We start from the raw sequence: 17,634 nt of genomic DNA on the forward strand, positions 1-17,634 counted from the left end.
GCGCGATCCCTTTTCCATGACCTACGAACTCACCGCCGAACAGATCCAGCAAGTCCTGCAGGGGATCAGCGTACCGCCGCAGCCGCAGATCATGGTCGACCTGCAGATGGAGCAGGTCATGCCCAGCCCCGATCTGCGCAGTATCGCCAAACTGATCAGCCAGGATCCGGGGCTGTCCGGTGCGTTGCTGAAGATCGTCAACTCTCCGCATTTCGGCCTTGCCAATCGCATCGCTTCGATCCAGCAGGCGGTCAACCTGCTGGGCTGCAATACCGTGATCAACCTGATCAACGCGCAGTCGATCAAAGGGGAGCTGACCGATGAAGCGATCCTGGTGCTCAACCGTTTCTGGGACAGTGCCCAGGATGTGGCGATGACCTGCCTGACCCTGGCCAAGCGCCTCGGTTACCACTCGCCTGACGAAGCCTACAGCTTGGGGTTGTTCCACGACTGCGGCATTCCGCTGATGATCAAGCGCTTCCCCAATTACATGCTGGTGCTGGAGGAGGCCTATGCCAGCGCCAGTGACGAGTGCCGTGTGGTCGATACCGAGAACCGCCTGCTGACCACCAACCATGCCGTGGTGGGGTACTTCACTGCGCGCTCTTGGCGCCTGCCGGAGCACCTCTGCGAGGTCATCGCCAACCACCACAATGCCTCGTCGATCTTCAACGATGAATCCGGGCGCGATGCGCAGCTCAAGACGCTGCTGGGCATCCTGAAGATGGCCGAGCATATCTGCGAGACCCATCGCGTGCTGGGTGGCCAGGCTGTCGACATGGAATGGCAGTACATTTCGCAGTCGATACTGGAGTATGTGGGGCTGTCGGAGTACGACTTCGAGAACCTGCGTGAGAGTATCCGCGACCTGGCCGTGCTCTGAGTCTTCGCTCGCTGCGCCGCTGGGCGAAGGTGCAGGCGGCGCGCTCTACCGCTTTGCGGGCCGCTCCTGCTAAGGTGGCGCACCGCCGTTCTGCTGCCGTGTAGCCATGCCTGAATTACCCGAAGTCGAAACTACCCGCCGTGGTATCGCCCCCTACCTTGAAGGTCAGCGCGTCAGCCGCGTGATCGTGCGTGAGCGCCGTCTGCGCTGGCCGATCCCTGAGGACCTGGACGTGCGTCTGTCCGGCCAGCGTATCGAGTGCGTTGAGCGCCGCGCCAAGTACCTGCTGATCAAGGCCGAAGTCGGCAGCCTGATCGGTCACCTGGGCATGTCCGGCAGCCTGCGCCTGGTCGAATGCGGTCTGCCGGCGGCCAAGCATGAACACGTGGATATCGAACTGGAGTCGGGCCTCGCCTTGCGCTACACCGACCCGCGCCGCTTCGGCGCGCTGCTGTGGAGCGAAGATCCGCTGCGCCACGAGTTGCTCAGCAAGCTCGGCCCGGAGCCGCTGGGCGGGCTGTTCGATGGCGAGCGGCTGTTTCAGATGTCGCGTGGGCGCAGCATGGCGGTCAAGCCCTTCATCATGGATAACGCCGTGGTGGTGGGGGTCGGCAATATCTACGCCACCGAAGCGCTGTTCGCTGCCGGTATCGATCCGCGTCGCGAGGCTGGTGCCATCTCGCGGGCGCGCTACCTGCGCCTGGCCGAGGAGATCAAACGCATCCTCGCCCATGCCATCGAACGTGGCGGCACAACGCTGCGCGACTTCGTCGGTGGCGATGGCCAGCCCGGTTACTTCCAGCAGGAGCTGTTCGCTTACGGGCGTGGCGGCGAATTCTGCAAGGTCTGTGGCAGCACCTTGCGCGAGGTCAAACTGGGACAGCGCGCGAGTGTGTATTGTCCCAAGTGCCAGCGTTGAGCAAGACCACACTTCCAAAATAATAAGAAACACCGAGGTTGATCGATGTCCGGTAACTACCTGCCGCGCAACCCGGCCGCCGAGTGGCTGGGGCGCAGCGTGCTGAAACTGATGGGCTGGCGGATCGAGGGGCAGTTGCCGAAGCTCGACAAGTTCGTCGCCATCGGCGCCCACCACACCTCCAACTGGGACTTCGTGATCTTTATCGCGCTGAAGTTCGTGCTGCGCCTGAATGCCCGCTGGTTCGGCAAACACAGCATCTTCCGCTGGCCCTTCGGTGCGTTGATGCGCAGCTGGGGTGGCATCGCGATTCGCCGTGATCGCCAACTCAATACCGTTGAACAGGCCATTGATGCCTTCGCGAGCATGACCAATTCATCCTGGTGCTCTCGCCCGAAGGCACCCGCAAGAAGGTCGAACGCTGGAAGATGGGCTTCTACCATATCGCCCTCGGCGCAGGCGTGCCCATCGTGCTCGGGGCGCTGGATTACCAGAACCGCCGCGTGGTCATCGGCCCTACTTTCGAGCCTACGGGTGACGAAAAGGCCGATCTGGCCGCGATGCTGGCGTTCTTCCGGCCTTATGTACCGAAAAAGCCGGAATATGCCTTTCACGGCGATTGACGTCCGTCACGCTGACAATTACCAATGCGCTGTTATAGTTACTGGCACTTTCCCGAATAATCTGAAGGATCGATCCATGAAAGCGTTCCGCACTTCCGCTGCTGTCCTGGCGCTGACCTCTGGCCTGCTGGCGCTCTCGGCGCAAGCAGAAGTGGTTCAGCAGAATGCCAGCGGCGATCCGCTCTACACTGTCGAGGCCCCCAAGGGCTATGCCATGATCGGCGACCTGGTCATCGCCCGCCCGCTGCTGATCGGGGCCACGGCGATCGGCGCTGCAGCCTTCGTCGTCAGCCTGCCGTTCACTGCACTGGGCGGTAATGTCGGTGAAGCTGCTCAGTCTCTGGTGGTCGAACCAGGTAAAGAAGCCTTCGTGCGTTGCCTGGGCTGCACCAGCAGCGGCTACAAGCGAGACTGATCCGCTACACCGCTTGAGACGGCCTCTCGCCTCCCTTTGGAGGCGAGAGGCCGTTTGCGTTTGAACGCCGAGAAAAGGAAGAACCGGTGGTAATGAAGTACCTGCGCTGGGTGATGTTGTTGCTGGTGGTGTCGGGGCTGATCGCCTCGTTCTGGTTCAGCCAGGGCTGGCTGCAACTGTGCGCCGGTCTGGCGATATTCCTGTTCGGCATGCAGTGCCTGGAAGAAGGCCTGCGCCAGTTGGCGGGCAGCAAGCTGGAACAGATACTCGGGCGTAGCACGTCCACGCCCGTCAAGAGCCTGTTGTTCGGCGTGGGTGGCACCCTGTTGCTGCAGTCCAGCACCCTGGTTTCCCTGCTGACCATCGCCTTCATCAGCACCGGGTTGATTCAACTGGCCGGCGGTATCGCCATTTTGTTCGGCGCCAACCTGGGCGCCACCAGCGGCATCTGGTTGCTGGCGCTGGCCGGGCAGAACCTCAGCCTCAGCCCCCTGGCTCTGCCACTGCTGGTGCTCGGTGTGCTGGCCGGATTCTTCGGGCCCAGGAGCAAGGCGGCCGGGCGCATCGTGCTGGGCATCGCGTTCATCTTTCTCGGCATCGACCAGATCAAGGAAGGCTTCGCCAGCTTCGGTGATGGCCTGGACATGACGGGCCTGCAGGAAGGCGGGCTACGCGGGGCATTGCTGTTCACCGCTATCGGCATGGCCATCACCGTCGTGCTGCAGTCGAGCCATGCCACGCTGATGCTGACCCTGGCGGCATTGGCCAGTGGTCAGCTGGAACTGGGGCAAAGCCTGGCCATCGCCATCGGCTCGAACGTCGGCAGCAGCGTGACCACCGCCTTCGTCGGCTCGCTGGGTGGCAACCGCAGCGGCCAGCGTCTGGCGCTGGCCCATGTGCTGTTCAACATCACCACCGGCGTTATCGCGTTCTGCCTGCTCGGCCCGCTGACCTGGCTGGTGCATGTCTTGGCCGAACCCATGGGGCTTGGCGAGAACAGCCTGATTCAGCTGGCGATGTTCCACACGCTGTTCAACGCCATGGGCGTGGCGCTGTTCTGGCCGCTGCAGGCGCGCCTGGCGCAGTACCTGATCCGCTGGCTGCCGGAGCGAGTCGAGCCGCAGGTATTGATCACCGAACTGGTGGCCGAACTGGTGGCCGAGCCCGAGCGCACCCGTGCTCGCTATCTGAACGAGCGCTGCCTGGATTCGGTCGAAGCGGCGTCCGGCGCGGTGGTGCAGGAGCTGGGCCACCTCGGGCGCCTGAGCCTGGAGGTGATCTGCCATGCCTTGTATCTGCCGGTTGATCAACTGGCGCAGGCCAAGGCCGACGAGCAGTTGCTGCAGGCCAGGCCGGTGCGCGACGGGGTCGACGCCAATGATCTCTATCAGCGCCATATCAAGGGCGTGTATGGCGATCTGCTGAGCTTCATGGGGCGTATGGAGTTGCCCATGGACGAAGCACACCAGCAGTTCTGGAACACTTGCCAACTGGCGGCGCTGCAACTGGTGGATGCGGTCAAGGATGCCAAGCACCTGCAGAAGAACCTCGGCCATTATCTGGAGCAGCCGCCTTCGGGCGTACGCACCTGTTATGTCGAGTTGCGTCGCCATCTGCTGCTGACCTTGCACGAGTTGCGCGAACTGGCCCGCAGCGAGCTGGAAGAGGAGGCCTGGCGCTCACGCCTGGCCTGGCTGGACGACCAGGCCGCGGAATTCGACGCTCAGTTCCGCCAGCGGCTGTTCAGCGAGGTGCGCTACGGTCATCTCGATGGCTTGCAGGCCAGCTCGCTGATGAACGACCTGGGCTACGTCAGTCGTATCTTCCAGAGCCTGCGCAACGTGCTGATGCTGGGCGACGAGCAGGTGCCGTTCCGTGAGCTGCGCCGCTTCGGGCATGAGCAGGAGAGCCTGATCGAGACTCCGTAGCCCGGATGAGGTCCGGGGCTGCGCCGCAAGGGCGTCCCGGGCTGCATCCGGGCTACGGTTCTACTGCTTGCCGGGCACTACCAGCGGCTGCCCGATACCACGCGGGTCGCTCGCTGCCTGCACCTCGCCGCTGGCCTTGTTCCAGAACAGCACCTGCTGATTGCCGTACTGCCGATCCAGACGCTTGAGGCTGTAGCCGCGTGCTTGCAGCTCGGCGACCTGCTCGTCGCTGAAGGTATCCGGCTCATGCTCGATCACATCGGGCAGGAACTGGTGATGATAGCGTGCCACGGCCGGCCAGCTTTCGATGGGTTGGCCGTCGAGGTATTGCAGCATCGCCAGCAGCACCATGCTGGGAATGCGGCTGCCGCCTGGAGTGCCGAAGGCGGCGAACTCGTCGGTGTTTTCGAGAAAACTCGGGCTCATCGATGACAGAGGCCGCTTTCCACCGGCGATGAGGTTGGCCTGGCTGCCCACCAGACCGTAGGCGTTGGAGCCATCGACTGCGGCGGCGAAGTCGTCCATCTCATCGTTGAGCAGCACGCCGGTACCGGGCACGGTGAAAGCGGCGCCGAACGGCAGATTGATCGACAGGGTGGCGGCCACCGCATTGCCGTCGGCATCGAGTACCGCGAAGTGGGTGGTGTTGTCACCTTCATGCCAGGTGCCGGCCGGTGGCAGGCTGTCGCTGGGCGTGGCCTGCTCGGGGTCTATGCTGCCCGCGAGCACGGCCAGGTGGCCTGGCGAGAGCATTTCCTGCAGTGGGTTCTTGACGAAGTCCGGGTCACCCAGCAACTCGCGGTCGCGGTAGGCGCGGCGCAGGGCCTCGACCACGTAATGCACGCGTTGTACGGGCTCGGCATCACGCCAGGGAAATTGTTCGAGAATGCCCAGGCTTTGCGCCAGAGCCACGCCACCGGCCGAGGGGGGTGGGGCGCTGATCAGCTCATGGCCATCGTCCAGGGTGACGCGCAAGGGCGCGCGGCGAACCACCTGGTAGCCGCGCATATCATCCATTGTCCAGATACCCCCGGCGCGGCGTACGCCTTCGACCAGGTGTTCGGCCAGGGCGCCGTCGTAAAAACCGGGACGGCCCTTCTGCGCCAAGGTCTGCAGGGTGGCGGCCAGTTCCGGCTGGCGCAGCAGGTAGCCCTCGGCAGGGACTTCACCCTGATTGAGGAACAGTCGTGCGCTCTCTGGATCATCGCGCAATGCGGCCAGGCGCCAGGTGGCGCGCTCGCGGTAGACGCGATCGATGGCAAAGCCGTCGCGAGCCAGGGCGATGGCGGGGGCCAGGCTGGTTTTCAGTGGCAGACGACCATGCTTCTCTGCCAGTTCCACCAGGGCCGCCGGCAGACCGGGAATGGCGGCGGCGAGGGCGCCATTGAGGGACAGTTCGCGCTGTACCTGGCCGTCTTTGGCGTAGAGGTCGGCCTTGGCTTCCAGTGGCGCGCGCTCGCGGGCATCGAGAAAGTCATAGGTTGGCGTTTCGCCGGCGTTGCGCAGCAGGAAGAAACCGCCGCCGCCCAGGCCAGAACCATAGGGCTCGACCACGGCCAGCGCTGCGCTGGCAGCCACGGCGGCGTCGAACGCGTTGCCGCCAGCATCGAGCATCTGCTGGGCCGCGGCGCTGGCAGCCGGGTGGGCGGTGGCGATGGCGGCTTGATGCGGTGTGGCCTGCGCCAGCAGGCTGGCGCCGAGCAGCAGGGTCGATAGCAGAAGTTTGCGCAGCATGCGATCTACCTAGATGGGTTGAGGAAGTCGCAGCTTAGCAGCCTTGCCCAGGCGCGTGCGCCTGGTTGGCCGGGAGTCTCAGGCCTTGCCGGTGATGATGCGATATTTCTGCATCAGCTCATCCTTGCTCTCGACATTGTTCTCGTCGAGCGGGATGCAGTCTACCGGGCACACCTGCTGGCATTGCGGCTCATCGTAGTGGCCGACGCATTCGGTGCACAGGTTGGGGTCGATCACGTAGATCTCCTCACCCTGGGAGATGGCGCCGTTGGGGCACTCGGGTTCGCAGACGTCGCAGTTGATGCAATCGTCGGTGATGATCAGGGACATGGGGCAACTCCTGTCGAGGCGCTGGCTTCGACACTGTACGGGCAACGATGCTGCGAATTGTGCCGGATTACCCACAGGGGCGCCATGCAGCGTTGTTGTGGCCCTGAGATCGCGGCTGCCATCAGGTGCGCATGGCGCACCCTACGGCGTTCTGTCTTCAGCTCTTGCGAAAGCGCTGGTTCAGCGCGTCGGCGACGGCCGGGTGAACGAACTTGGAAATATCGCCACCCAGGGCGGCGATTTCGCGCACCAGCGTCGAGGAGATGAACGAGTATTTTTCCGATGGGGTGAGGAACAGGCTCTCGACGTCCGGCGCCAGCTGGCGGTTCATGTTGGCCAGTTGGAACTCGTACTCGAAGTCCGATACCGCACGCAGGCCGCGCAGGAACACGTTGGCGTTCTGTTCCTTGACGAAGTGCGCGAGCAGCGAGGAGAAACCCACCACTTCGACGTTCGGCAGATGCTTGGTCACTTCGCGGGCCAGCTCGACGCGTTGCTCCAGCGGGAACAGCGGGTTCTTCTTGGGGCTGGCGGCGACGGCGATGATGACGTGATCGAAAAGCCGCGAGGCGCGTTCGACCAGATCGCCATGGCCTTTGGTGATGGGGTCGAAGGTACCCGGGTACAACACTCGATTCATCGCTTCGTCCTGTTCGAGGCGGCAAGAGTCGCGGATGGTAGCGCAGCGTTTCCCTTGCGGCCAAGCGCGACGACAGCTCAGTGATTGCGCAGGTGCAGCAGCGATGCAGGTATCAGGCAGGCGAGGGCGATCCAGTCGGCGACGACTACACGACGCAAAGCCTCGTTGTAGACGGGTGCGCTCCAGGCCAGCAGGAGGAAGGCGAGCACGCTGACCAGCCCTGCGAGCATGGCCGCGCTGCGCAGCGTCGGGACGAACGCCGCCGCTACCAGCAGGGCGCCCAGCAGGCCGAACAGCACCGCGCGGTGGCGCATCAGGATCTGCAGGTTGGGCTCGTCCAGGGCCAGGCCATACAACGCATTGAGCCGTTCACCGCCTAACACGCCGACCACTGGCAGCAGGTGGATGGTGCCTGCCACCAGCAGGAGAAAGGCAATCAGCTTGCTCATCTCAGGCCTTCAGGCGTTCGGCCAGCAAGGTGGCGAGTTTCGCGGTCAGCCCGTAGATCGACAGCTGCGGGTTGGCGCCGATACTGGTGGGGAACAGCGAACCATCGTGGATCGACAGGTTGGCCAGCTGATGGTGACGACCCAGGCTGTCGACCACGGCCTGCTGCGGATCTTCGCCCATGGCGCAGCCGCCCATGACGTGAGCGCTGCCCAGGCGGGTACGGTAGAGCGCGAGGTCGAGGTGCTCGATCAGGTCCTTGGCCTGCTTCCATGTCTTCACGTAACCGGCATCGGCATGCATCGGCATCACCGCCTTGGCCCCGGCGGCAAACTGCACTTCGGCCATGGTCAGGAAAGCGCGGCGCACCCCGTCCCAGGTGTAGTCGGTCATCTGGTAGTCGAGCACCGGGCTGCCGTCGCCGCGCAGTTCCACACGACCTTCGGCGCTGTCGGGGTGGAAACCGTCGCGCAGCAGGGCGAGCATCACGTTGGTGTGCGGCAGTTGCTCCATGCGCAGGGCGTTCTCGCGACCGAACTCGCCAAGCAGGGTGGCAGTCAGCGCCGGCTGCAGCGGCGGCACTTCCAGCTTGTAGGACAGACGTCCGCTGGTGCCGTCATCCCACTGGAAGTGATCGGAGTAGAGCGATTGCGGTGCGCCATAGAAAGGATTGATGACCTGCTCGAACTGCGCTGCGGAGAAGTTCACCAGGTGCAGGTAGGTGCGCCGGCCGATGCGTTTGTGCGGGTCAGGCACCGCGGAGCGCAGCAGCAGGCCGGGCGTATTGATGCCGCCGCCAGCCAACACGTAATGCCGCGCCTTGACGCGGATGCGTTTGCCGGTGGGCGCGACGCAGCGTTCGTCCATGCCCAGGCAGTCGATGCCGACCACCTTGTCGCCTTCGATCACCAGCTCGTCGGCGCGCGCCAGATAGAGCAGCTCGCCGCCTGCATCCAGGGTGGCGGGGATGGTGGTGACCAGCATCGATTGCTTGGCGTTGGTCGGGCAGCCCATGCCGCAGTAACCCAGATTCCAGCAGCCACGCACGTTGCGCGGGATCACCGCCCAGTGATAGCCGAGCTTGTCGCAACCGCTGCGGATCACCTCGTTGTTGGCGTTCGGCGGCACGGCCCAGGGGGCGACGCCCAGGCGCTGTTCCATTTTCTCGAACCAGGGCGCCATGGAGGCGACATCATGGCCCTTCACGGCGTGGGCTTCGGCCCAGTACGCCAGTGTCTGCGGCGGCGTGCGGAAGCTGCTGGTCCAGTTGACCAGCGTGGTGCCGCCGACGGCGCGTCCCTGCAGGATGGTGATGGCGCCATCCTTGCTCATGCGGCCGATGCCTTCCTGATAGAGGTTTGGGTAGGCCTCGGCCTCCTGCATCTTGAAGTCGTCGCTGGTCTTCAGCGGACCTTCCTCGATCAGCAGCACCTTATAGCCGGCGGCGCTGAGGATTTCCGCCGTGGTACCACCGCCGGCGCCGCTGCCGACGATGGCAACGTCGGCTTCCAGGGTCAGGTCGTTTTCCAGGCGCGAACCGTCGTATGTCTTCCAGCCTTTCGCCAGGCCTTGCTTGAACAAATCGGGTACAGGCATTTCACCTTCTCTTCTTGTCGTAGGGCCGTCTGTAGGGGCGAACTCACGAGCTGAGTGGCCGCTCTGATCGCGGATAAATCCGCTCCTACACAAACAGCCCGCATCCCGTGGGAGCGGCTTCAGCCGCGATGCTCTCTGCAGTCGGCAGGGTGGGCCGGGTGGCGGTCCGCTTCAGCCGTTATACGGTGGGCGGCCCCGGATAGCCGCAGTGCGCCCAGGACTCGGGGCGGCTGTACCAGGCCATCATCACCAGCTGCAGCAGTGAGGCATGGCCCATGCGTAGCAGGCTCAGGCTGCTGTTCTGCCAGCGCCTCAGAAAATGCCGCACGTCATCGGCGCTGGCGTTGTCCCAGCTGCCCCAGACCCCGGTCAGCGGGCCACGGGTGACGGGCAGGGCCAGTACGTCGAACAGTTGCACGGTGAGCTTGAGCATTTCCGGCGACAGGTGTGCCAGGCTGTTGTCGAGGCTCTTCAGCGTGCCGTCGACGGCCTGGGGCATCTGCTCAGCGCTGACGGCGCCATCGAGCATCACCGGGATCAACGCACGCAGAAACGGCAGGTCGCTGCTGCGCAGGATCAGGTGGCCGCTGGCGGGCGTGCTGGCCGAGCAGCCACTGAGGGTGGCGGTCAGCCCGGCAGTGCCGAGCAGCGCCGTGCCCAGCAGGCCGACCTTGAGCAGGCTGCGCCGCGACAGCTGCGGCGCGTGGAGGGTGGTGTCGTTCATTGTTGTTATCACCAGGTGTAGAGCGGGCGTTGCCCGCGTTGATCAGCGTACGAACAACCTGTAGACCAGCTTCTGGATCGCCTTGCCATAAGGCGGATAGATCAGCCGCGCGGCGTTGAAGCGTTGCTTGATGAACACGCCCTTGGCCTTGCTGAAGGTCAGGAAGCCTTCGTGGCCGTGGTAGTGGCCCATGCCCGACGGGCCGATGCCACCGAATGGCATGTCGTCCTGCGCCACGTGCAGCAGGGTGTCGTTCAGGCACACACCGCCTGAGTGAGTCTCGTGCAGCACGCGCTGCTGCTCGCGCTTGTCGTAGCCGAAGTAGTACAGCGCCAGCGGCCGCGGCCGCGCGTTGACGTAGGCGAAGGCGTCTTCAAGACGGTCGTAGGGCACCACCGGCAGCAGTGGGCCGAAGATCTCGTCCTGCATCAGCTTCATGTCGTCGTTGACGTCCAGCACCAGGCTCTGCGGCAGGCGCCGGCCCTGGGTCTCGGGGTAGAGCGGGACGATGCGCGCGCCCTTGGTCTGGGCGTCGTGCAGGTAGCCATTGAGGCGGGCCAGCTGGCGTTCGTTGATGATCGCCGTGTAGTCCGGGTTGTCCTTGAGCTGCGGGTAGAAGCGCTGCACCACCTCGCGGTAGGCGCTGACGAAGCCGTCGACGCGATCACGCGGCACCAGCACGTAGTCCGGTGCCACGCAGGTTTGCCCGGCATTGAGGGTCTTGCCGAAGGCGATGCGCTCGGCGGCGTCGGCCAGCGGTACGTCGGCGGACACGATGGCCGGTGACTTGCCGCCCAACTCCAGGGTCACCGGGGTGAGGTTCTCGGCGGCGGCGCGCATCACGTGCTTGCCGATGCTGGTGGCGCCGGTGAACAGCAGGTGGTCGAACGGCAATTTGGAAAAGGCCATGCCGACTTCAGCCTCACCCAGGGCGACACTGACCAGATCCTCGGGGAAGATGCGCGCCAGCAGATCCTTGATCAACTGCGAGGTGGCCGGGGTGGACTCGCTCATCTTGATCATCACCCGGTTGCCAGCGGCCAGGGCGCCGGTCAGCGGGCCGATGGCGAGAAACAGCGGGTAGTTCCACGGCACGATGATGCCGACCACCCCCAGCGGCTGGTAGATGACCTTGGCGGCGGCGGGCATGAACTGCAGGCCGACGCTGCGCCGCGAGGGTTTCATCCATTTCTTGATGCGTTTGCTGGCGTAGTGAATGCCATGCAGGCTGGGCATCAGCTCGGCAAGCAGCGTTTCGTCGGCCGAGCGGTTGCTGAAGTCTGCACTGATCGCCGCCACCAGGGCGTCCTGCTGCTGGGTCAGCAGCTCACTCAGGGACTTCAGCCACTGGATGCGTTGTTCGGCCGACGGCATCGGGTTGGCGGCAAAGGCCGCACGCTGCAGGGCGAAGCTGCCATCGAGCTGGTTGATCTGCTGTTGGCTGTGCTGCAGGTAGGCGATGTCGGCGACCATGGGTTTCTCCTCGACGTTCCAGCGGACTGCATCAGAAAGACTGTGCTGGATTTCTAGAGCAATTACTCTAATGTGTCAAATAGGATGCCGCGTCACTGCCTGAGTCGCACCCTAACCAAAGGTCAGCAGGTGCTGTTGGCATGCGTCGAGGGGTAACACTTAGCCTGTTTCGTCTGTACCTTTGCCACTTTTGAAGTCGAGATCGAGCTGCGTCATGGCGCCACCCAAGACCCGCGACCGCATCGTTGCCGAGAGCCTGGCCCTGTTCAACAGTCAGGGCGAGCGCAATGTCACCACCAACCATATCGCCGCGCACCTGGGTATTTCGCCGGGCAACCTGTATTACCACTTCCGCAACAAGCAGGTGATCATCGCCGAGCTGTTCGCCGAGTACGAAAGCAAGGTCGACAGCTTTCTGCGTGTGCCCGAAGGCCGTGCCTTGACGGTGGCGGACAAGACCTTCTACCTGGAAGCGCTGCTGGCCGCGATGTGGCACTACCGCTTTCTGCACCGCGACCTCGAGCATCTGCTCGACTCAGATGCTGAATTGGCCGAGCGCTACCGTGCCTTCGCCCGGCGCTGCCTGGTGGGCGCGCAATCGATCTATCAGGGCTTCGTCGAGGCAGACATCCTGCTGATCAGCCCCGCGCAGATCGAGGCGTTGACGCTCAACAGCTGGATCATCATGACCTCCTGGGTGCGTTTTCTCTGCACTGCCGGGGCCAACCCGGAAAACCTCAGCCAGGACATGTTGCGCCGTGGCATCTATCAGGTGCTGGCACTGGAGGATGGCTACATCGCGCCTTCCGCTCGCGAGGCGGTCGAGGCACTGTACGGTCGCCTGCACGTGCCGCTGGAGCAGGTGTTGGGGTGATTGCCTCACGCGTTCGGCCTTTGTAGGAGGGGCTTTAGCCGCGAGCGTTTCGCCGCTGAGCCCTCCCACAATCTGCTGCTACGGTCCCTGCCATCCGCGTAGGAGCGGCTTCAGCCGCGATTACCCGAGGCTCACCAACCACTGCGGAATGCGCCGCTCCAGGTAATACCCCGGCTGGCGCGGGCTGCCCTCGACGAAGCCGACATGGCCGCCTTTGGCGTGCAACTCGAACTCGGTACCCGGGGCGAGCTCGCTGGCCTCGGGCAGGCTGTGGCGGAAGATGAAGGGGTCGTCCTCGGCCTGGATGATCAGCGTGCGCGTACGGATTTCACCCAGGTAGAAACGGCTGGAGGCGCGCCGGTAGTAGTCATGCGCGTCGGTGAAACCATGCAGCGGCGCGGTGATGCGCCCGTCGAAGTCCCAGAAGGTGCGCATGCCGTCCAGCGGGCCCAGGCGCTCCAGCACCGACAGGCGTTCTCCCTGGCCGCTCTCGGCGAACAGGCGTTGCTTGTTGTTCACGTAGGCGACCATCTCGCGCATGAAGTGCGCCTGGTACACCCGTGAGAAACCCAGCCCGATACGATCCGCGCACTGATCCAGGCGAAACGGTACCGACACCGCCACGGCGCCCTGCAGTTGGCTTTGCTCGCCGCTTTCGCCGAGGTACTTGAGCAGGACATTGCCGCCCAGCGAATAGCCGACCGCGAACAGTGGCGCCAGCGGCCGCAGGGTGCGCAGGTGGGCCACGGCCGAAGCCAGGTCTTCGCTGGCGCCGGAGTGGTAGCCGCGCGGCAACAGGTTGGGCTCGCCGGAGCAGCCGCGCCAGTTCAGCGCCACGCTGGCCCAGCCGCGTGCCGCCAGGGTCTGCTGCAGGCCCAGCACGTAGAGCGAGCTGGAACTGCCGGTCAGGCCGTGCAGCACCAGTACCAGTGGTGCGTGGGCGTCGTGCGGGCCGTGCCAGTCGAGATCGAGAAAGTCGCCATCATCCAGCCACAGCCGCTCGCGCTGCCGTTCGAGTCGTGGCGGCTTGCGGCAGAAGGGGTTCCACAGCGTCTGCAGATGCGGGCCGGGGAGCCACCAGGCGGGTTGGAAGGGGGTCATGAAGGTGTCCTGTAGGGTGGGGCGGGGCGCGTAGCTGGCGCTTTCCCATCCACCGATCACGCCATCATGGTGGATGTAAAAGGCGACATCCACCCTACATTCAAAGCAATCGCTGGCCAGGCCAACTTGCGAGGATTTTGCTCGCCCCTGCAGGCTCGCCGCAATGTTGCCCGCTTAGCGCCGTCGCTTGCGCATCATGCGCCAGGCACACCAGGCCAATACCAGCAGGGCGGCGATGCGCTGGTTGGTAAGCCCGATGACGACTCCGCCATTGGGATCGTGCGGTATCGCGCGCTGCAGGTTGAGCGCAATTTCCTGCTGGCTGAACAGCACCGGCAGCGCCAGTGCTATCAGCAGCAGGTAGGGCAGGTGGTCGTAGATGAAATCCTTCATCCACGCTGCCACAGCGCGTAATGCACCTGGCCGGTGTGTTTCTCGCGGTGCAGGCGCCAGTTGCCGGGCAGGCCCAGGGTGGAGGGTGCGGTCTCGCTTTCGGTATAGACCCAGGCGTCATCGGCCAACCAGCCCTGTGCTTCCAGCAGGCTGCAGGCGTCCTGCAGCAGGTCCTTGTGAAACGGCGGGTCGAGCAGGACGATATCGAAGCGGCGTGGCGCCGGGCGGGCCAGCAGTTGCAGGGCGTCGCCCAACTGAATCTCGCCCGTGCTGCATTGCAGGGTCGCCAGGTGGCCGCGCAACGCGGCAACCGACGCCGGGTTGAGGTCACAGGCCAAGCCGCTGGCGGCGCCGCGCGACAGCGCTTCGAGCAGCAACGCGCCACTGCCGGCGAAGGGGTCGAGCACATGGGCACCCTCGACATGGGGCGCCAGCCAGTTGAACAGCGTCTCGCGTACCCGGTCCGGGGTCGGGCGCAGGCCCGGTCCATCAGGGAAGGCGAAGCGCCGTGAACGCCACTGTCCACCGATGATGCGCAATTGGCCCTGGCCGCCATGGGCTTTGCCCGCGGCGGTTTTCTGCGGGGCGCGGCCACGCATCAGTGCGGCACCGTGCTGGGCAGCTCGGCCGGGCGCTCGGTGGGCGGAGGCAGCTCCTTCTGCGGCACCGTCGGGCCGGCGGTCACCACCACCAGCGCCTCGGGGTCGAGGTGCTTGGCCATCGCCGCCTTGACCTGTTCGGTGGTGAGGCTCTGCACATCACGCATGAAATCGTCCAGGTAGCTCAGCGGCAGGTCGTAGAAGCCCATCGACGCCAGCTGGCCGACGATATCGGCATTGCTCGCGGTGGACAGCGGGAAGCTGCCGGCCAGCTCACGCTTGGCGTTGTCCAGTTCCTGCTGGGTCGGGCCATCGCGCAGGTAGTCGGCCAGCAACTGCTTGACCAGTTTCAGGGTGCCTTCGCTGAGCTCGGCGCGGGTCTGCAGGTTGATCATGAACGGGCCGCGCGCCTGCATGGCGCTGAAACCGGAGTAGACGCCGTAGGTCAGGCCACGCTTCTCGCGCACTTCGCTCATCAGACGAGTGCCGAAACCGCCGCCGCCGAAGATCTGGTTGCCCAGGTACAGCGCGGCATAGTCCGGGTCGCGGCGGTCGATGCCGAGCTGGGCGAGCATCAGGTGGGTCTGGTTGGACGGGTATTCGATATGGCTGGTACCGGGCTTGGGCGTTTGCGGCTGGGCGATCTTCGCCAACGCCGGGCCTTGCGGCAGCGCGGCGGAGATGCGGTTGGCGATGGCCTCGGCCTCGGCGCGCGACAGATCACCGACCAGGGCGATCACCGCGTTGCCGGCGCTGTAGGCGCGAGCATGGAAGGCCTGCAGTTGCTGACGGCTGATCGCCGGGATCGATTGCGCGTTGCCGTCGCTCGGATGGGCGTAGGGATGCTTGCCGTACAGGCGTTCGAACAACTCCAGGCTGGCCAGTTTGCCCGGGTTCTGCTTCTGGAACTCGAAGCCGGCGAGCAGCTGGTTCTTGATCCGTGCCAGCGAGTCGGCGGGGAAGGTGGGTTTGCCCAGTACATCGGCGAACAGGGCCAGCGCCGGCTCACGCTGCTCGCGGGCGCTGAGGCTGCGCAGGCTGGCCACGGCCATGTCGCGGTAGGCACCGTTGCCGAACTCGGCGCCGAGGCCCTCGAAGCCGGCAGCGATGGCGCCGACATCCTTGCCCGGCACGCCTTCGTTGAGCATGGCGTTGGTCAGGGTGGCCAGGCCCGGCACGCCGCCGTCCTGGCTGCTGCCGGCAGCGAAGGTCAGGCGCAGGTCGAACATCGGCAGCTCATGGGCTTCGACGAACAATACCTTGGCGCCCTGGGCCGTCTGCCAGGTCTGGATATCCAGAGTGCGGCGGGTGGGAGCCGTGCCATCGAGTGCGGCCAGTGACTGCAGCTTGGCGGCGCCGCCTGTTGGTGCATTGTCAGAGAGGCTGGCGCAGGCGCCCAGCACCAGTGCGCTGGACAGGACCAGGCCGAGCAGGCCCAGGCGGCGATGCTCAGTCTTCATGACGGGACTCCTCATTGCGGGACGCTTCGGGCAGGATGTGGGCGACGCTCAGGCGGTCGCGGACGAAGAAGGTGCGGGCGGCCTGCTGGATGTCGGCTGGGGTGACGGCCTGCAGTTCGTTCAGTTCCTGGTCGATCAGTTGCCAGGACAGGCCGACGGTTTCCAGTTGACCGATGCTGGTGGCCTGGCTGGTGATCGAGTCGCGCTCGAACACCAGGCTGGCGATGACCTGGGCACGCACGCGCGCCAGTTCGGCAGCCGATGGCGGGTTCCTCTTCAACTCCTCCAGCTCACGCCACAGGCCGGCTTCGGCCTGCTCCAGGGTCTTGCCCTTCTGCACGTTGGGCGTTGCGGTCAGAACGAACAGGCTGTCGCCCCGGGTGAAGGCGTTGTACCAGGCGCTGGCACCGGAAACGAGTTCCTCGCCGCGCTCCAGGCGGGTCGACAGACGCGCGCTGTAACCACCATCGAGCAGGGCCGCGGCCAGGCGCAGGGCGTAGACCTGACGCGGCGTCTCGGCGGTGGCCAGGCCTGGCACGTTGAAGCCCATCAGCAGGCTCGGCAGTTGGGTCTTGAGGTGCAGCGTGGTGCGACGTTCGCCCGGCGCGGCGAGTTCCAGCGGCAGCTTGGCGGTCGGCACCTCGCGGCGCGGAATATCGCCGAAGTAGCGCTGCACCTGGGTCTTGACCTCGTCCAGGGTCACATCGCCGACCACCACCAGGGTGGCGTTGTTCGGCGCGTACCACTTCTTGTACCAGGCGCGCAGTTCGTCGATGTGCATGCGCTGGAGGTCGGCCATCCAGCCAATGGTGGGAATGCTGTAGCCGCTGGCCGGGTAGGCCATGGCCTTGAACAGCTCGAAGGCCTTGGACGAGGGGCGGTCGTCGGTGCGCAGGCGGCGCTCCTCCTTGATTACCTCGATTTCCTTGTCGAACTCGGCCGCCGGCAGTTGCAGGCTGGCCAGGCGGTCGGCTTCAAGCTCCAGGGCAACCGGCAGGCGGTCGCTGGCCAGTACCTGGTAGTAGGCGGTGTAGTCGTCGCTGGTGAAGGCGTTCTCTTCTGCGCCCAACTGGCGCAGCACTTCCGAGGCTTCGCCCGGGCCGAGCTTGGCGCTGCCCTTGAACATCATGTGTTCCAGCGCATGGGACAGGCCGGTGGAGCCGGGCGTCTCGTAGCTGGAACCGACCTTGTACCAGAGCTGGGAGACCACCACGGGGGCGCGGTGATCCTCGCGGACGATGACCTTCAGGCCATTGTCCAGTTTGAATTCGTGAGTGGGTTGAGCGGGAGAAGCGAAGGCCGCAAGTGGCACGCAGAGTGCGCCGAACAGCAGGCCGAGGGAACGGCGGGCAATGGCATTCATCGAAAGTCTGACCTGTCGGATAGCCTGGGCGGTCGTACCGCCGGCGGGCGAAGAGGTGCTAGGATACCCCATCCTTTTCCGGGGCGGCGCGGCAAGGCTTTTCAGCCTGTTAGCGAACGCTCCCTTGAGATG

17 protein-coding genes and 1 pseudogene are annotated in these 17,634 nt (G+C 64.9%); 6 read left to right on the plus strand and 12 right to left on the minus strand.

What is annotated here, in order from left to right; translation table 11 throughout:
• Nucleotides 1-16 precede the first annotated feature (16 nt).
• From ACN8M7_RS22345 to ACN8M7_RS22365, 5 genes and pseudogenes are all read left to right on the plus strand, one after another.
• On the plus strand, nucleotides 17-883 hold the full coding sequence (locus ACN8M7_RS22345) for an HDOD domain-containing protein (RefSeq protein WP_061240183.1): 867 nt from the start codon (nucleotides 17-19) through the stop codon (nucleotides 881-883).
• A 106-nt stretch (nucleotides 884-989) separates the two neighbouring features.
• Entirely contained in the window at nucleotides 990-1,802 is an 813-nt protein-coding gene (gene mutM / locus ACN8M7_RS22350) for a bifunctional DNA-formamidopyrimidine glycosylase/DNA-(apurinic or apyrimidinic site) lyase (protein WP_061240184.1), read from the plus strand.
• A gap of 45 nt (nucleotides 1,803-1,847) precedes the next feature.
• A pseudogene (locus tag ACN8M7_RS22355) lies at nucleotides 1,848-2,425 on the plus strand (lysophospholipid acyltransferase family protein).
• A 76-nt stretch (nucleotides 2,426-2,501) separates the two neighbouring features.
• Nucleotides 2,502-2,840, plus strand: coding sequence for a hypothetical protein (locus tag ACN8M7_RS22360; RefSeq protein ID WP_061240186.1), 339 nt, complete (start codon nucleotides 2,502-2,504; stop codon nucleotides 2,838-2,840).
• A 92-nt stretch (nucleotides 2,841-2,932) separates the two neighbouring features.
• Nucleotides 2,933-4,768 (plus strand): Na/Pi cotransporter family protein, encoded by a 1,836-nt coding sequence (locus tag ACN8M7_RS22365; RefSeq protein WP_490262200.1) that lies wholly within the window; start codon nucleotides 2,933-2,935, stop codon nucleotides 4,766-4,768.
• A 60-nt stretch (nucleotides 4,769-4,828) separates the two neighbouring features.
• Here ACN8M7_RS22365 and ggt read toward each other — a convergent pair whose 3' ends face one another.
• From ggt to ACN8M7_RS22400, 7 genes are all read right to left on the minus strand, one after another.
• Nucleotides 4,829-6,502, minus strand: coding sequence for a gamma-glutamyltransferase (gene ggt, locus ACN8M7_RS22370; RefSeq protein WP_490262201.1), 1,674 nt, complete (start codon nucleotides 6,500-6,502; stop codon nucleotides 4,829-4,831).
• A 78-nt stretch (nucleotides 6,503-6,580) separates the two neighbouring features.
• Entirely contained in the window at nucleotides 6,581-6,832 is a 252-nt protein-coding gene (locus ACN8M7_RS22375; protein ID WP_004373873.1) for a YfhL family 4Fe-4S dicluster ferredoxin, read from the minus strand.
• Between the two features lie 157 nt (nucleotides 6,833-6,989).
• A complete protein-coding gene (gene coaD / locus ACN8M7_RS22380) occupies nucleotides 6,990-7,472 on the minus strand; it encodes a pantetheine-phosphate adenylyltransferase (protein WP_061240190.1) in 483 nt (160 codons plus the stop codon).
• A gap of 77 nt (nucleotides 7,473-7,549) precedes the next feature.
• Entirely contained in the window at nucleotides 7,550-7,921 is a 372-nt protein-coding gene (locus ACN8M7_RS22385; protein WP_061240191.1) for a hypothetical protein, read from the minus strand.
• Between the two features lies 1 nt (nucleotide 7,922).
• Nucleotides 7,923-9,515, minus strand: a complete 1,593-nt coding sequence (locus tag ACN8M7_RS22390; protein WP_490262202.1) for a GMC family oxidoreductase — start codon at nucleotides 9,513-9,515, stop codon at nucleotides 7,923-7,925.
• Between the two features lie 178 nt (nucleotides 9,516-9,693).
• The gene (locus ACN8M7_RS22395; RefSeq protein ID WP_490262203.1) at nucleotides 9,694-10,239 is read right to left on the minus strand and encodes a twin-arginine translocation pathway signal protein; all 546 of its coding nucleotides are present in this window, start codon (nucleotides 10,237-10,239) and stop codon (nucleotides 9,694-9,696) included.
• A 42-nt stretch (nucleotides 10,240-10,281) separates the two neighbouring features.
• The gene (locus tag ACN8M7_RS22400) at nucleotides 10,282-11,712 is read right to left on the minus strand and encodes a coniferyl aldehyde dehydrogenase (protein ID WP_490262204.1); all 1,431 of its coding nucleotides are present in this window, start codon (nucleotides 11,710-11,712) and stop codon (nucleotides 10,282-10,284) included.
• A 214-nt stretch (nucleotides 11,713-11,926) separates the two neighbouring features.
• On the opposite strand from ACN8M7_RS22400, the gene ACN8M7_RS22405 reads away from it, so the two are divergent.
• Complete coding sequence (locus tag ACN8M7_RS22405) at nucleotides 11,927-12,586, plus strand: TetR/AcrR family transcriptional regulator (RefSeq protein ID WP_490262205.1); 660 nt, start codon at nucleotides 11,927-11,929, stop codon at nucleotides 12,584-12,586.
• A gap of 120 nt (nucleotides 12,587-12,706) precedes the next feature.
• Here ACN8M7_RS22405 and ACN8M7_RS22410 read toward each other — a convergent pair whose 3' ends face one another.
• The 5 genes from ACN8M7_RS22410 to ACN8M7_RS22430 form a co-directional block, all read right to left on the minus strand.
• Entirely contained in the window at nucleotides 12,707-13,687 is a 981-nt protein-coding gene (locus ACN8M7_RS22410; protein WP_490262206.1) for a hydrolase, read from the minus strand.
• A gap of 174 nt (nucleotides 13,688-13,861) precedes the next feature.
• Nucleotides 13,862-14,080: a hypothetical protein gene (locus tag ACN8M7_RS22415; RefSeq protein WP_061240197.1), complete on the minus strand. Its 219-nt coding sequence runs from the start codon at nucleotides 14,078-14,080 to the stop codon at nucleotides 13,862-13,864.
• Nucleotides 14,077-14,679: a 16S rRNA (guanine(966)-N(2))-methyltransferase RsmD gene (gene rsmD, locus ACN8M7_RS22420; RefSeq protein ID WP_490262207.1), complete on the minus strand. Its 603-nt coding sequence runs from the start codon at nucleotides 14,677-14,679 to the stop codon at nucleotides 14,077-14,079. Before rsmD ends, ACN8M7_RS22415 begins: the two co-directional genes overlap by 4 nt.
• On the minus strand, nucleotides 14,679-16,139 hold the full coding sequence (locus ACN8M7_RS22425; RefSeq protein ID WP_490262208.1) for a M16 family metallopeptidase: 1,461 nt from the start codon (nucleotides 16,137-16,139) through the stop codon (nucleotides 14,679-14,681). Before ACN8M7_RS22425 ends, rsmD begins: the two co-directional genes overlap by 1 nt.
• Nucleotides 16,129-17,502 (minus strand): M16 family metallopeptidase, encoded by a 1,374-nt coding sequence (locus ACN8M7_RS22430; protein ID WP_490262209.1) that lies wholly within the window; start codon nucleotides 17,500-17,502, stop codon nucleotides 16,129-16,131. Before ACN8M7_RS22430 ends, ACN8M7_RS22425 begins: the two co-directional genes overlap by 11 nt.
• Nucleotides 17,503-17,634 lie beyond the last annotated feature (132 nt).

It is taken from the genome of Pseudomonas spartinae (assembly GCF_965197125.1).
In the GTDB taxonomy this organism is placed as follows: domain Bacteria; phylum Pseudomonadota; class Gammaproteobacteria; order Pseudomonadales; family Pseudomonadaceae; genus Aquipseudomonas; species Aquipseudomonas composti_A.

Bases quoted from the DNA above. Each gene is read 5' to 3' on its own strand.
- ACN8M7_RS22345 (WP_061240183.1), top strand. From the start codon at position 17: ATGACCTACGAACTCACCGCCGAACAGATCCAGCAAGTCCTGCAGGGG.
- mutM (WP_061240184.1), top strand. From the start codon at position 990: ATGCCTGAATTACCCGAAGTCGAAACTACCCGCCGTGGTATCGCCCCC.
- ACN8M7_RS22360 (WP_061240186.1), top strand. From the start codon at position 2,502: ATGAAAGCGTTCCGCACTTCCGCTGCTGTCCTGGCGCTGACCTCTGGC.
- ACN8M7_RS22365 (WP_490262200.1), top strand. From the start codon at position 2,933: ATGAAGTACCTGCGCTGGGTGATGTTGTTGCTGGTGGTGTCGGGGCTG.
- ggt (WP_490262201.1), bottom strand. From the start codon at position 6,502: ATGCTGCGCAAACTTCTGCTATCGACCCTGCTGCTCGGCGCCAGCCTG.
- ACN8M7_RS22375 (WP_004373873.1), bottom strand. From the start codon at position 6,832: ATGTCCCTGATCATCACCGACGATTGCATCAACTGCGACGTCTGCGAA.
- coaD (WP_061240190.1), bottom strand. From the start codon at position 7,472: ATGAATCGAGTGTTGTACCCGGGTACCTTCGACCCCATCACCAAAGGC.
- ACN8M7_RS22385 (WP_061240191.1), bottom strand. From the start codon at position 7,921: ATGAGCAAGCTGATTGCCTTTCTCCTGCTGGTGGCAGGCACCATCCAC.
- ACN8M7_RS22390 (WP_490262202.1), bottom strand. From the start codon at position 9,515: ATGCCTGTACCCGATTTGTTCAAGCAAGGCCTGGCGAAAGGCTGGAAG.
- ACN8M7_RS22395 (WP_490262203.1), bottom strand. From the start codon at position 10,239: ATGAACGACACCACCCTCCACGCGCCGCAGCTGTCGCGGCGCAGCCTG.
- ACN8M7_RS22400 (WP_490262204.1), bottom strand. From the start codon at position 11,712: ATGGTCGCCGACATCGCCTACCTGCAGCACAGCCAACAGCAGATCAAC.
- ACN8M7_RS22405 (WP_490262205.1), top strand. From the start codon at position 11,927: ATGGCGCCACCCAAGACCCGCGACCGCATCGTTGCCGAGAGCCTGGCC.
- ACN8M7_RS22410 (WP_490262206.1), bottom strand. From the start codon at position 13,687: ATGACCCCCTTCCAACCCGCCTGGTGGCTCCCCGGCCCGCATCTGCAG.
- ACN8M7_RS22415 (WP_061240197.1), bottom strand. From the start codon at position 14,080: ATGAAGGATTTCATCTACGACCACCTGCCCTACCTGCTGCTGATAGCA.
- rsmD (WP_490262207.1), bottom strand. From the start codon at position 14,679: ATGCGTGGCCGCGCCCCGCAGAAAACCGCCGCGGGCAAAGCCCATGGC.
- ACN8M7_RS22425 (WP_490262208.1), bottom strand. From the start codon at position 16,139: ATGAAGACTGAGCATCGCCGCCTGGGCCTGCTCGGCCTGGTCCTGTCC.
- ACN8M7_RS22430 (WP_490262209.1), bottom strand. From the start codon at position 17,502: ATGAATGCCATTGCCCGCCGTTCCCTCGGCCTGCTGTTCGGCGCACTC.